This is a genomic window from Neptunicella sp., from assembly GCF_048268085.1.
Classification (GTDB): domain Bacteria; phylum Pseudomonadota; class Gammaproteobacteria; order Enterobacterales; family Alteromonadaceae; genus Neptunicella.
Window position 1 is genome coordinate 156672 of sequence record NZ_JBLWWF010000001.1, and the last position, 13902, is coordinate 170573.

Genomic DNA, 13902 nt, shown 5'->3' on the forward strand with positions numbered 1-13902 from the left:
GATATGGGGAATCAAGAGTTTGAGCGCTCGCCGGTGACAGCCAACCGGCTGCAACCTGCCAGGCATTTTGCCGCCAGTTATGCTGGAGAGCACGTAGCTGGTACCGAGTTTGTTATTGGTGCCATGTTTGTTACTTGGGGTGTAGGAACCAGTGATATTCTATTAGGTTTATTGTTGGGTAATCTACTCGCCGTACTGACTTGGGCATTGGTGTGCGCCCCTATCGCGGTGAATACGCGCTTAACCTTGTACGCTTATCTGGAAAAAATAGCCGGCCCCGGTACGATTAAACTCTATTCTATTGTTAACGGTACGTTGTTCTGTGTACTGGCTGGTACCATGATTACCGTTTCGGCGTCGGCGGTGCGTATCTTATTCGATATTCCTCCGCAGGTAGATTGGTACCCAACTAGCGTCGGATTTGTGGCAATCGCCTTGATTGTTGGGGCTGTTGTGGTGGCGATTGCCGCCAAAGGATTTAAACGGGTAGCCCAATTTGCCGAGGTGTGCGCACCCTGGATGATTCTGATGTTTTTTGCAGGCGCATTAGCATTATTACCTTTATTAGCCAGCATGACGCCGGGTATCGATTCAATCAGTAGCTTTTCAGACTTTAAAACCGCAGCGGATCAATATATCTGGGTTGCCAGCAGCAACAGCGAGCTGGGACTTTGGCACGTTGCAGCCTTTGCCTGGGTGTGTAATTTCGCCATGCATGGAGGACTATCCGATATGACGGTATTACGTTTTGCGCGACGTGCCAACTACGGATATTTTTCTGCGCTGGGGATGTTTATCGGCCATTTTGTGGCCTGGATTTGCGCCGGTGTAATGGGAGCGGGCGCCGCCTTGTTACTGAAAACCTCGGTGGCTGTCTTGGATGCCGGTGAAGTGGCATTTCAGGCGTTAGGGGCGGCTGGCATTATTGCTGTTATTATCGCTGGTTGGACAACTTCTAATCCGACAATTTATCGCGCCGGGCTTGCTTTTCAGTCACTTAACCCCAAATGGGATCGTGTTAAGGTGACAATGGTGACTGGTGCCGTGACCACCATTATCGCCTGTTTTCCTTTTGTTTTTTCCAAACTGATGGATTTTGTCAGCATTATGGGGCTGATTCTGGCACCGGTTGGTGCTGTAATAGTGACTGAACACTGGATCTTCCCAAAACTGAATTTGACTCGTTATTGGTCATCTTATGAAAAGCACTTTACCAACTGGGCGGCAGTGATTGCATGGGGTGGGGCGTTAATTGCGGCGATCTTATGCTACTCCATTGGCGTGCACCAATTTTTCCTGATTATCCCAAGCTGGATCACCGCGACAGTAATTTATATTGTGTTAGCTAAAATGATGGGGGCAACAAAATCATACCCTGCTGAGCAACAGCGTGAAGCTGCACAGCAGCAACAAAGAGAAGCTGAGGAGAAAACATTTCTACATAATCTTGCAACCAAACATACTCGTGGTAATAAAATCGCCACCGGTGGCAAGTTAACCTTACTCAAATGGATCGCTATCACGAGTTTAGTGTTCTGTGCCAGCTTAGCCATTGCCTGTGCTCAGGGGACATTCGCTTTGGCCGTGTTCCAAAGCTGGTTGATATGGCCAAGCATGATTTATTTTGTTAGCGCGACTTTATGGGCGATAGGAAGGGATAAACAAGAATCAGCAGAAGTGAAGTATCTGGCGGTAGATCATGAGCTGCAATCCTGACGCTTGCCTGATCATCGATATTGGCAAAACCAATATCAAGTGCGTGTTACTGGATGAACTGGGCCAAACATTATGGTCCCGTTCACAGTCGAATATTAGTCAAACTGACAAGGTTTATCCGTATTTTGATCTCGACGGGATCTGGCAGTGGTTACAGTCCAGTATTCACTTTGCCAACACTATTGCACCGATTAGCGCGATTAATATCAGTACTCATGGTGCTTGTGCGGTATTAATCGATGAACAGGAAAAATTAGTGTTACCGGTGCTGGACTATGAGCATCCGATCCCCGAGGACATCAGCCAGCAATATGACGCAATTCGGCCTGATTTTACGCAAACGTTGTCGCCTAATTTGCCATTAGGGCTCAATTTGGGACGACAGCTATTTTGGTTACAACAGCAATATCCCGTCGAGTTTGCACGTACTCACCATGTTTTGATGTATCCCCAATATTGGGTATGGCGTTTAACCGGCCAAGCCGTAACCGAAGTAACGTCATTAGGCTGCCATACTGATTTATGGTTACCCGCCGAACAAACCTATTCGTCGTTATTGGATGAACTGGTGCTACGTTCCGCTATGCCGCCCATTAAAACCGGATATGAAGTGGTGGGAGGACCTACCGACGAGGTGTGTCAATCTACCGGCTTATCTGCAAATTGCAGAATATATAGCGGTGTACATGATTCTAATGCGGGTTTTGCCCGTTACCTATATAGCATGCCCGACAAACCGGTGACGTTGGTATCGATGGGAACCTGGATTATTTGCATGACCACCGAACAGCGTTTGAAAAACCTGCAAGAAAGTCGGGATACGTTGGGGAATGTGAGCGTTGCTGGCAATCTACTCCCCTGTGCCCGTTTTATGGGCGGGCGGGAGTTTGAGCAAATATGCCAACTAACAAATAGTGACATGACCGGTGATTATCAGCCCGATGATATTCAGCAATTGATTGATGATGGCGTGTTTGGCTTGCCGCCTTTTAGTCAAAGTGGGGGGCCATTCGCTGGGCGCGAAGGACGGATTATCGGCAAGCCTGCATCCGGTAGCGCACTGGCGAGTTTATATCTGGCATTGATGATCGATTATCAACTGGATTTACTCGGTGTGATTGGCGATGTGATTTTTGGCAGTGCGTCACGTAAAAACCCGTTGATGTGCCAGTTATTGGCACAACTTCGCCCTCGTCAGCGAATTCTACTTTCCGGTGATAGTGCCGGTACGGTGGTTGGTGCCTGGTGTTTAACCCGTTGGCAGCAAGCGCCTGATCCTTATTTAACCCAGTTTGATATTGCTAAAGCAACCAACATCAATGGCTTGTTGATATATCGCGATCGCTGGCGTGATTTGTCAGAGCAAATCGACAGGCCGGTGAGTTTGGCTGGATAAATAGCTTTAATTTAATCCCTTTAATTTGGAAGTAATACAATGCAAAAGTTAGTTCAACGATATATGACGGTGCTGACCTTATTGGTACCGGCCAGTTTATTTTCGGTAGCATCTGTGGCTGCTACGGCCGAATTGGTGCAACAGAATAATCGACTCAAGGTCAGTACCGATAATGGTAAATTACAGGTCAGCGCCAGCGAAGGTAAGCAACTTAAAATATTACTACAAAGTATAAAATTCAATTATCAGAGTGCGAAGAAGTGGGATATTAGTACCGCTGATCAGAACTCGATTCAACTTACCGGTCACTTTGCGCCAAGTGCAGAATTTTATCGTACGGTTTATGATAATGATCAACGTCTGGTTAATCTGACCATTAGTAAAGTGAGCGGTGGATTTCGCTTACATGCTTCCCCTAAATGGGGGCGACAGGTCACGCTGGAATTAAAAGATCTGGATGATCATATTTTTGGTTTGACCGAAGGTTTACAGCCAGATAATCGTTTGTCTCCCGATTTGCGTAATTCGGTGATCCAAGTGGATGTGAATGCTGAAGAAGCCAGTATTCATGAAAACTTTGCTTCAGCTCATTCAGCCTTTTTTATCAGTAGTTTAGGTTATGGATCGTTTTTTGATACCTTTGCACGGGGTACCTACAGCATTGCGATAAACGGGGTGCATCGCATTCATCATGACGGTGGAGAGCTGGATTGGTATCTGTTTTTTGGGGATAGCGGTGCGCAAATTCATCAAGCTTATTTTGATCTGATTGGCGATCCCAAAAGCGTACCTGCTTGGGGATTAGGACCAATTGGCTGGCGCGATCAAAACGATGGTGGTGCAGCCGAGGTGTTGGACGACATTGAAAAAATGAATCAGCTCGAAATCCCGTTTACCTCCTGGTTTATCGACCGTCCGTACAGTGATGGAACTCATGGCTGGTCAGAGATGAATTTTAGCCCGATCTTTGCCGAACCGGGCAAATGGATCAGTAAAATCCGTCATGATTACGGATTGGAATTTATGACCTGGACCACCCCGGCATTTTTTGGCGCCACGCCTTTTGCCAAGCATTTATTAGGTAGCTTTAGTTATATTGATTTAACCGATAAAAATACGGTGGATGCGTTCAAGCAAACACTGGTAGACAAGCAACTGCAATACGGTGTGAAAGGTCATAAAATCGATCGAGCCGACGAAGGCTTTCCGGTATATGAAAAATGGCAGGACGAATCGGTATTACCGGCTTATCGCCGCAATCAATATGCCTATTTGATGGCCAAAGTCCATGATGAAGCGCTACGCAGTGTGTGGGGAGATGATCAAATTACCTTCGTACGTTCGGCGATTCATCGTAGCCAGCCTTATGTGAGCGCTATCTGGGCTGGCGATCCGCGTACCACCTGGGAAGGGTTGCAAAGCAATTTTGCCAATGCCGCGCGCAGTGCCTTTATGGGCTTCCCGGTGTGGGGTACCGATGTGGGTGGCTATCAGGGGGATGGTTATATTCCCGAAGACTTATATTTGCGCTGGTTACAGGCAGGTAGTATGAGTGGCTTATTTGAAATAAAACTCGATGGTGCCGGTGGTGATGGCAAAGACAGAATGCCTTGGCAATACAGCGAAAAGGTACAAAACCAGTTCCGCGCTATTCTGGATGACCGTATGCAACTGGTGCCTTATCTATATTCACTGGCACAAACCAGTGGTGATAATGGCACGTTGATGCAACCGTTGGCTTATCGCCATCTGGACGACAGCAACACCTATTCTGTGTGGGATGAATTTTATGTGGGCGACGGGATTTTAGTCGCACCGGTATTCGAGCCCGGTGAACATCGCAGTGTGTATTTGCCACAAGGTCAATGGCGTGATTTTGATGATGCCAGTGTGCGTTTTGAAGGAGGTAAAACGATCAAGGTCGATGCACCACTGAGCAAGTTGCCGCGTTTTGTTCAGGCTAATAGTGTATTTGTCACCGGCAACCTGTATGCGGGTAATAGCAAATTATGGCAACAGCAGCCTAAACAACTGATTATTCATGCTTTCCCGGGTGAAAAAGATAGCCAAAAAGCATTTACCTACGTGGATATGTTGGATAAGGATCAACACAAAATTATCAAACTGGAGCGCAGTGCCAAGCAGATAATCGTTAGCAGCCCCGCAATGAGTTATTTGCGTCAGTTTGAAGTTGTGTTGGATGCCAAGCCGCATAAAGTACAAATTAACGGTACTGAGGTAGATTTTGCTTACGATGCACAAAGTAAGCTGCTAAAGGTTAAATCTGCTCTACAGTCTGATATTAGTCTGGCGATTAGTTTGTAACAGGTACTTAATCGTAGTTCGATTTACTCACAAAACCACCCGGCAGGGTGGTTTTGTTTTTGTGCTTATATGACCGCTACGACCCTAATCCAGTTGCCATGTTAAGCCGACTGGCTTAGTCTGCCTGTCAATTCAATCCGCTCTGTTATAGGTGATGTTGTGTATACCGCGCTTCCTAATCGTCCTGACTGGACGGCCTTGTTAAAATCCGGTAATCGACTTTTTATTGGCTCCAATGCGGCGGTGCCCAATGGTCTGATTGATGACTTGATTAACCACAGTAAGGACTTGCACGATATTGAAGTGGTACACATTAATACCGTGTCCGATAGCCGCTGGGTCGAGCCTGAATATAAAGAGCTGTTTAAGGTGAACACCTTTTTTATCAACGGCGATAAAATGCGACAAGCGGTAAACGAAGGCCGTGCCGATTATACGCCGTGTTTCTTGTCTGAAGTGCCCTCGGTATTTGAGCAGGATGTGATGCCCATTGATGTGGCTTTGGTGATGGTCAGTCCGCCGGATCAATACGGCTATTGTTCACTCGGGGTGGCGGTGGATGTGGTGTTTGCCGCTATTCGCAAGGCTAAAAAGGTGGTGGCGCAAATTAACCCTAAAATGCCGCGCACTAACGGTCATTCCTATGTGCATGTGAGTGATTTTCATGCCTGTATTGAGCTGGCACAAACCCTGCCGGAAATGCCCAGTTTTGAACTGGATAAAAAAACTGAGCGGATAGGTCAGTATGTATCCATGCTGGTGGAAGACGGCTCCACCATCCAACTGGGTATCGGTAAAATCCCTAACGCGGTATTGCGTTACTTACAAAATCATCAAAATTTAGGCGTGCATAGTGAACTGATTACCGACGGTATTATCGAGCTGATGTGCAAAGGGGTGATTAACAACCGCAGCAAGACTTTTCACCCCGGTAAAGTGGTGACCAGCTTTTGTCTGGGCAGCCAGAAATTGTATGACTTTGTGGACAATAATCCTCATGTGGAATTTTACCCGGTGGATTACGTGAACTCGCCGGCTAATATCGCGCGTAATCATAATATGGTGGCGATCAATAGCGCGTTGGAAGTGGATTTAACCGGACAGGTGGTATCCGATTCTTTGGGCTACCAGTTTTACAGCGGCATTGGCGGGCAGGTGGATTTTATTCGCGGGGCGGCGATGTCAAAGGGCGGTAAACCTATTATCGCCATGCCATCCACGGCAAAAAACGGCACTGTGTCGCGCATTGTGCCGACCATTACCGAAGGCAGCGGTGTGGTGACCTCGCGCGGTCATGTGCATTATGTGGTGACCGAATTTGGGGTGGCATCGTTAAAAGGTCGCAGTATTCGTGAACGGGCGCTGGAACTCATTCGTATTGCCCATCCGGATTTTAGATCGCAACTATTGGAAGCGGTGCGTAACCACTACTGGGTGCCCAATTACCAAAAAAATTATCCCCGCGAAGTCCCTGAGCTGGGTGAAATCAATGTAAAGCCGCTGGTTATTGATGGAGAAGAATACGATTTACGTCCGCTTAATCCGGCTGATGAACGCCGTTTGCAGGAGTTTTTCTATTCACACACCAAAGAAACCCTGTTTAATCGCTATAACCATTATCCCACTCAGATGACTCGTGAGAAATCCTGCGAGTTGGTTAGTGTGGATCAAAGTCGCGACTTGGCGCTATGTATTGTGAAGCAGAAAGGCTCGGTGTCGGAGTTAAAAGCGGTGGGGCGCTACTACCTTAATACCGACGAACAAGGCTGTGAAGTGGCCTTTGTCACCCGTGAACAATATCACGGTAAGGGCATGGCAACCCAGTTGCTGCGCGAAATGATCCTGATTGCCAAACAACGGGGGTTAAAGCGCATGTATGCTTGTGTGCGACAAGATAACAGCACCATGTTACGCCTGTTTGAAAATAACGGCTTTGTTTGTCAGCCATTTGATGAACCGGGCGAGCTGACGCTTATTTTAAATCTGGAAAGGCCAATATGAGTTTGGTGTTTATCAGCCATCCTAACTGTGCATTACATGATGTGGGCAATGAACACCCGGAGTCACCGGAACGGCTGGATTCAATTAATGACCGCTTAATCACCTCCGGGCTGGATTTTTCGCTGGTAAAACTCCAAGCCGAACCGGCCACTAAACAACACTTGTACCGGGTGCATGATCAATCCTATGTGGATGAGATTTTTGCCAAAACACCCGAGCACGGCATGGTGCATTTGGACGACGATACCCAGATGATGTCACGCAGTCTGGATGCCGCGTTGTACGCCGCCGGGGCCAATATCATGGCTGTCGATAAAGTGATGAGTGGCGAGGCCAAACAGGCGTTTTGCGCAGTGCGTCCGCCCGGTCACCATGCCGAGCGCGATAAAGCCATGGGCTTTTGTATTTTCAATAATGTTGCGGTAGCGGCAGCTCATGCCATGGAGGTTTATGGCTTAGAGCGGGTGGCGATTATCGATTTTGATGTACATCACGGTAACGGTACCGAAAATATTTTTTTTGATGATCCACGGGTGTTGTTTTGCTCGTCTTATCAGTATCCGTTTTACCCGCACAATGTTGGGCCGGGTAATGCACATATACTGAATTTACCCCTGCCACCGGGCACCGATGGTGACAGTTGGCAGGAAGCGATAACGGAACAATGGTTGGCTAAAATCGATGCTTTTGCCCCGCAGTTAGTTTTGTTTTCCGCCGGTTTTGACGCCCATTTTGAAGACGATATGGCACATTTTAAACTGGTGGAAACCGACTACCACTGGATCACCAATGAGATGAAAAAAATCGCCGATAAGCATTGCGGGGGAAGAATGATTTCTACCCTGGAAGGCGGCTACAATTACAGTGCCCTGGGGCGCAGTGTGGCGGTGCATATCAAAGCAATGATGGATTAGGGTTTTTAATTGCAAGTGGTTGTTTGCCGTCCCTGGCTTTTTTTCTCCCCGCATCCCTGCGGGGCGAGCCTGTTTTGAAGCACTAAAGAAAGCTTGTAGGAGGGGCTTTAGCCCCGAACATTTGTCTAACACAAAGCATGTGATCTATTGCTGCGCAAATCAGCTAAGTAATAAAATTTGAGTTTGGGTGTCGCGCTGACACACAACTATATTGGCTTCGCCAACTGCCATCCATGGCTTTTTTGTGCCACATCCCTGCGGCTCAACCCTGTTTTGAAGCACCAAAGAAAGCTTGTAGGAGGGGCTTTAGCCCCGAACATTTGTCTAACCCAAAGCATGTGATCTATTGCTGCGCAACTCAGCTGAGTAATAAAATTTGAGTTTGGGTGTCGCGCTGGCGACGGCAGCCAAAGGGGAACAAGTGGCGGTTCCCCTTTGGAATCCCCCGTCACCCTTGCAGTAACAACACAAAAATCTTGTTCAGGCTACCGGTATCACAGCAAATCCACGTCCCTTCAGCCGCTGTTTTCTCGACATCCCTGTCTCGAATACCGGTAGGCTAATCTGAACAAGATTTTTGTTTACTGCAAAGGGAAGGTAAAACCAAAATCGTTCGTTCTGAGCTCGAGGAACGAGTAGTCGAAGGATGAGTTCACTGCGTCATACTCGCGAAAGCGGGTATCCAGAAACTTGCGGGTGAAAAGCCCTCTTTGTTTTTTGACTCAATACTTAGTGCTTATTTAACCTATTGATTTAGCTGATTTTGCAGAGTAAGGTGAAAAAATAAAATCAGGAAAGAAGGAATTTCACCCGGTACGAATACGGGGATTTAATCCAAAGAGGAAGGAAATCAATAACTCCGCCCCTTTGATTCCGACCCCTTTGAGTAGGATCGTGCATGTGGCTAAAGGATTGAATTCGTGATATTTAATGATTAAGCTCTTCAAATAAGCGAAGTGCATGCGCACTTTTTAATCGATATGTTATATAACCAACAAACAAGGAAGTAGGAATGAATAAATTTGCTCTAAAAACTATTGTTACAGCTTTTATTTCGCTCAGTTTAATAGGATGCCAATCTACGGCACCTCGCACTTACAATGAAATTGCTTCTAATATCTATGAGAAAGATAAACCAGAGATGATTGAGGCAAAGAAACTAGGTGCTCCGATTCTTATGACGAGTTTATGGTCAAATAAGCCAAATTCAGCAGGCGGCGTTACAGTTAGAGGGTTTTATTACGCGTTAGCTGATTCAGATAATCCAATAAAATATATTGATTTTGAAGTCATTCCTTATAACGCGGTAAATGATGTCGTTGCTTCAACTATTGACGGTAAAACCAAAGCAAGTCTAAGGGTTACTGGCCCGTTAGTAGAAAAACAGGGCGAAAATATACCAGTCATATGGGAAAACGTTTGGTATAACAACTCTCTATCATGTGTTCAGCTTAACTCAATAACATTTGAGTATATAAACGGTGATAAAAAAACTTATAGTGAAGACTTTGACGATATAATGTCTGACCAGCTTACAAATGGAAAACCGTGCGGGGGGCTTCCAAGAAATAAATCTCCTCAACTATAGTCAGGTGTTTGATAAAAATATGTTAGGGGCTGCTCTGCTAAGTCGCCCCAACATTTTTACTTAAATAGCGTTTAATTAATACATTTATTATAAGTTTTCGCAAACTCATAAAAGTTTTCAACAGTTGTTTTTGTAAGTATTTTTGTATTATGCAGCTCGAGGTATTTTTGATAAATCTGTTTATGAAAAACCAAGTAAAATTTAATTCCATTGATATTACTCTCATTAGCAAAAAAATCAGAACCAGAAACCCGATTAAATTTTGAGTTAAACATTAAAAAATTATCATTGTCGTCAAATTTTCCAGTAACAACTTTATTATAAAATTCTCCATCATCTATCAGTTCAAAATCAAATCTTTCTACTTTACAGTGTTTTTTTATTCTACTTGCATTTTCATACCTACCTTTTATTAATAACTCTTGAAATATTGCTATCATTAATCACCTCCTCTAACTAGTTTATAATTTATACCTACCATATATTATATTTTCAGCGTAGGTTTCGACCATTTTTTACGAGAGTTGGTTCAAAAATAATTACAGGTTGGATCTTTTAGTTTTCTTAACTGAAAATTCGTGCTTTAAACACTCAATTGTGAGATTTTCTATCTCAGATAAGATTGCCTCAGAATGTTTTGTTTCTGCAACTTCAGTAGCTTGCTCATCATTGGAGTCCCACATGGCATATGTTTCTTTACCTCCGTCATATTCGCTCTCTACAGCTGTAAGGAAGTTTTCAACCTCGTTTACGCAAGGCAAGTTCGAGTCGTCGTTAAAACCCACAACGCTGCTGCGTCATTCCCGCATGTTGTTAGCGGGAATCCATAGTGCTGAAGGTGGAATGAAAAGACTGCTTTGAGCGACATATAGGAGCTCTAATCATTTAGTCTAAAAAACCTCAGAAAATTCATGCTGGTTAGTGAATGTAAGTACCGAATTAACAACATCTATAAAACGTACGTGTCAAATCAATATTAGGTTGGAAGAATGGCTTCCAATCATTAATTGAGAGTATATTTTTTATGAAGAAAGTTAAATTTGGAAAATTTGTGGTGGAAGCAGATCTTGAGTTTTACGAGCGATCTGGTGTTACTAAATGCGTAGGACATATAGTGCCTGAGCAACGTGATGAAATTAAATTAAGTGAAGAATTGGGTGAGTACCCTTATAAGGAATATATCGGCCCAGCACTTATTGATGGTAAAAATGTCACGATAAAGACAACTTTACACCTATCAGGGCGAGTTGATAACTATTTTACAACTAACATCGAACCATTCGATAAAGGCTATTGTGGCGTCGAAATCATCTCTGACTTAGAGAATTAGGAAAGCTGAGTGGTTTATCGCTTTCTGTTAAGTTTTTAAGTGTCCGCTTCATGGCTGAAGCTAGTCGTTTATAGCTAGCTTAAAGGCAGTTCATAGTCGGAAACTGACATTGACGACCGCGCACATGGTTGCGAGCATCTCACCATCACTAGCGGTGGGAATAAACGGGGTTAGAGCAGTTTTATTCTGGATTCCGCCTCAAAACACTGCCGTAATGACGGCAGTGTTGATGTTGCGTTATCAATACTTTTTTTTGTATTTTTCCGGTTTATTGCGCTTTTGGCTCGATCATCCCGTGCATGGTTAGCCAGCTAGCGAAGGCATTAAACCAGCCGGTACTGGTGGTTGTTTTGGGATACATGCCGAAGCCGTGACCGCCTTGCTCATAAAAGTGAAACTCGACCGGCTTTTTGGCGTCATGCCAACTTTTAATCAGACCGAATCCACCATTGGCAAAGAAAGGATCATCTGCGGCAAGGGCGACGAATAGAGGGGGAGCATTATCCGGGACGGTCACAGCAGCCAGTGGGCCGTAGATGTTGCCAATAAAGGCTGGGTTGGCGTCTTCACCGACCAGTGCTGTCGCCATGGTGAGCATGGCGCCTGCAGAGAAACCGACCATGCCAATACGGTCAGGATCGATTTTCCATTCCGCTGCGCGACTCCGGATCAGGGCGAAGGCGGCGCTAGAGTCTTCAAGCTGTGGTGCAAGGCGATCTTTCATCTGATCCGCTTCCGGGCGAGGTGGGCGGCGGGCAGTGCCGGAAAACATTTCTTGCATCGAACGTTGGAAGTCAGCCATGTCGGCCGGCGTTTGATTTAAACGATATTTAAGTACGAATGCTGCGATGCCTCGGTCGGCCAAAGCGCGGGCAACATCCCAGCCTTCGTTTTCCATCGACAACGTCATAAACCCGCCGCCAGGGGCAACCACTACTGCAGCGCCGCTGGCCTTGTCCGGATCGGGCAGAAAAGGGGTAAGGGTGGCAACGGTAACATTGCGCGCAAATTGACTGCCATACTGAGAATGCCAGGCCTCTTTATTCTTGGCATCAGGCAGTGGGCCGGTGCCAATCTCGATCGCATTGGGCTGTTCGGGGATCGCGATTGCGGTCATGGTATCGTTTGCCTGCGCAAAAGCTTGTGGCACAAATAAGCAAACTGCTATCGCCAAGACGGCGCGAAGTCTGTTAAGCACAGAGCGGCATGACTGAATATGGCGCAGCGTATTGGCCAATCCTTGTGTCGTTGGTAAAAATACCCCGGCCTTTAAAGCCGCTATATGATCCATCCTTTGTTGGTTAAATTTTTTCATCTAAATTGTCTCCTTTTATATTATTTGAACTTTAGCTAACGTTTTTTAAACCGACCGTGGCCTGCCGGTATGTCTGTTATTGCTTCGATGTCCTGACAATACTCTTAATGGTTCCATCTTGATTGAAATACACTCTGTCGATGCAAACGGATCTTCGATAACTTCCCCCGCCGGGGAGTCCGGCATTGTGATAGGCCAGATAGGTATTCCCCTTAAAGTCAAACATGGCGGGATGGATAGTGGTGGTGCCAGGTAGCGGATCCATGATTATTCCCTGATACTCCCAGGGACCGGTGGCGGATGTGCTGGTGGCATAGCCGAGACTTTCAGGAAATCCCGCCGCGTAGACCAGATAATAGAGGCCGTTGTGTTTTGACACGTAAGGCCCTTCTTCGAAATTTGGCAAGGTATCAACCGTATGGATGGTGACATTGCTGGTATCACGGTTCTGCATTATTCCTGCCGCATCCAGTGTATAGCTTTCGCCTTTAAGATGGATTAAATCGGGTTCAAGCTCAACCCACCATAATTGCTGGTTGCCCCAGTATAGGTAGGCCCGTCCATCATCATCGATGAATACAGCAGGATCGATATTGCGCCAGGTGTGATCTTTATACTGTGCCGTATCTTCAAGCAAAATCATTGGCATGCCGCGCGGATCCTTAAATGGCCCTTCCGGGCTATCGGATACGCCAACGCCAATGGAAAAACCAAAATTTCCACCGGTTTGTCCACCTTCTACGGCAGCATAAAAATAATAACGGGACTGACCCGACTTATCTTCCCGGTGTATGACATGATGTGCGTAAGCGTTGCCGGTTTTTTTATCTCCTCTGGCCCAAGCAAAGTCAGAATAACGAAGAACAGCGCCTTTGTTTTCCCAATTGATCATGTCCTTACTCGTCCATAGCCGGTAGTCGTACATGCGGTAATCGTTGCCGTCTAAAGTCGCTTCATCGTGGGTGGTGTAAAGATAAACCGTGTCGTCCAATACCATCGCTGCGGGATCTGCTGTATAGATGAGTTCACCCACTTGATTGGTTGGATCTTGTGTATCGTATTTAATGATTGGGTTATCAAAACGGGTGGGAGCGGTGTTTGAAACACTGTGGTCACCTTTAGAAACGTCTTTGACTGTTTCACTGCATGCCACGACTCCTAAAGCTGATATAAGTAGCAGTAGATGCCCGAAGGTTTTTCTAATGTTCACCGCATTCTTCATGATAGGCATGTAATCGTCTTCCAGAGTTGCAAAATTCATTTGTTAATAGTTTGTTGAATTTTCTGGTAAAACGGAACGTCAAAACCATTATGAAT

The 13902-nt window shown here is 45.8% G+C and carries 10 protein-coding genes; 7 read left to right on the top strand and 3 right to left on the bottom strand.

Annotated features, from left to right (window positions below; genetic code table 11):
* Nucleotides 1-3: 3 nt before the first annotated feature.
* From ACTD55_RS00735 to ACTD55_RS00760, 6 genes are all read left to right on the top strand, one after another.
* Nucleotides 4-1716 carry a nucleoside transporter gene (locus ACTD55_RS00735; RefSeq protein WP_438862382.1) on the top strand — a complete coding sequence of 571 codons (1713 nt, stop codon included), beginning with the start codon at nt 4-6 and terminating at the stop codon, nt 1714-1716.
* Nucleotides 1700-3112: an FGGY-family carbohydrate kinase gene (locus tag ACTD55_RS00740; protein WP_438862383.1), complete on the top strand. Its 1413-nt coding sequence runs from the start codon at nt 1700-1702 to the stop codon at nt 3110-3112. The genes ACTD55_RS00735 and ACTD55_RS00740 overlap by 17 nt, the downstream gene beginning before the upstream one ends.
* A 39-nt stretch (nt 3113-3151) precedes the next feature.
* Nucleotides 3152-5437: a TIM-barrel domain-containing protein gene (locus tag ACTD55_RS00745; RefSeq protein ID WP_438862384.1), complete on the top strand. Its 2286-nt coding sequence runs from the start codon at nt 3152-3154 to the stop codon at nt 5435-5437.
* Nucleotides 5438-5596: 159 nt separating this feature from the next.
* Nucleotides 5597-7438 (top strand): GNAT family N-acetyltransferase, encoded by a 1842-nt coding sequence (locus tag ACTD55_RS00750; protein ID WP_438862385.1) that lies wholly within the window; start codon nt 5597-5599, stop codon nt 7436-7438.
* Nucleotides 7435-8352, top strand: coding sequence for a histone deacetylase family protein (locus tag ACTD55_RS00755; protein ID WP_438862386.1), 918 nt, complete (start codon nt 7435-7437; stop codon nt 8350-8352). Before ACTD55_RS00750 ends, ACTD55_RS00755 begins: the two co-directional genes overlap by 4 nt.
* A 1012-nt stretch (nt 8353-9364) precedes the next feature.
* Entirely contained in the window at nt 9365-9940 is a 576-nt protein-coding gene (locus ACTD55_RS00760; protein ID WP_438862387.1) for a hypothetical protein, read from the top strand.
* A gap of 71 nt (nt 9941-10011) precedes the next feature.
* On the opposite strand, the gene ACTD55_RS00765 is transcribed toward ACTD55_RS00760, so the two are convergent.
* Nucleotides 10012-10380, bottom strand: a complete 369-nt coding sequence (locus tag ACTD55_RS00765; RefSeq protein WP_438862388.1) for a hypothetical protein — start codon at nt 10378-10380, stop codon at nt 10012-10014.
* A gap of 584 nt (nt 10381-10964) precedes the next feature.
* On the opposite strand from ACTD55_RS00765, the gene ACTD55_RS00770 reads away from it, so the two are divergent.
* Entirely contained in the window at nt 10965-11270 is a 306-nt protein-coding gene (locus ACTD55_RS00770; protein WP_438862389.1) for a hypothetical protein, read from the top strand.
* A gap of 268 nt (nt 11271-11538) precedes the next feature.
* Here ACTD55_RS00770 and ACTD55_RS00775 read toward each other — a convergent pair whose 3' ends face one another.
* Entirely contained in the window at nt 11539-12585 is a 1047-nt protein-coding gene (locus ACTD55_RS00775; RefSeq protein WP_438862390.1) for an alpha/beta hydrolase, read from the bottom strand.
* Nucleotides 12586-12661: 76 nt separating this feature from the next.
* The gene (locus ACTD55_RS00780) at nt 12662-13738 is read right to left on the bottom strand and encodes a glycoside hydrolase family 43 protein (RefSeq protein WP_438862391.1); all 1077 of its coding nucleotides are present in this window, start codon (nt 13736-13738) and stop codon (nt 12662-12664) included.
* Between the last annotated feature and the right edge of the window lie 164 nt (nt 13739-13902).

Excerpts from the sequence above, each read along its gene's own strand:
- ACTD55_RS00735 (WP_438862382.1), top strand. The coding sequence starts at position 4 with ATGGGGAATCAAGAGTTTGAGCGCTCGCCGGTGACAGCCAACCGGCTG.
- ACTD55_RS00740 (WP_438862383.1), top strand. The coding sequence starts at position 1,700 with ATGAGCTGCAATCCTGACGCTTGCCTGATCATCGATATTGGCAAAACC.
- ACTD55_RS00745 (WP_438862384.1), top strand. The coding sequence starts at position 3,152 with ATGCAAAAGTTAGTTCAACGATATATGACGGTGCTGACCTTATTGGTA.
- ACTD55_RS00755 (WP_438862386.1), top strand. The coding sequence starts at position 7,435 with ATGAGTTTGGTGTTTATCAGCCATCCTAACTGTGCATTACATGATGTG.
- ACTD55_RS00760 (WP_438862387.1), top strand. The coding sequence starts at position 9,365 with ATGAATAAATTTGCTCTAAAAACTATTGTTACAGCTTTTATTTCGCTC.
- ACTD55_RS00765 (WP_438862388.1), bottom strand. The coding sequence starts at position 10,380 with ATGATAGCAATATTTCAAGAGTTATTAATAAAAGGTAGGTATGAAAAT.
- ACTD55_RS00770 (WP_438862389.1), top strand. The coding sequence starts at position 10,965 with ATGAAGAAAGTTAAATTTGGAAAATTTGTGGTGGAAGCAGATCTTGAG.
- ACTD55_RS00775 (WP_438862390.1), bottom strand. The coding sequence starts at position 12,585 with ATGAAAAAATTTAACCAACAAAGGATGGATCATATAGCGGCTTTAAAG.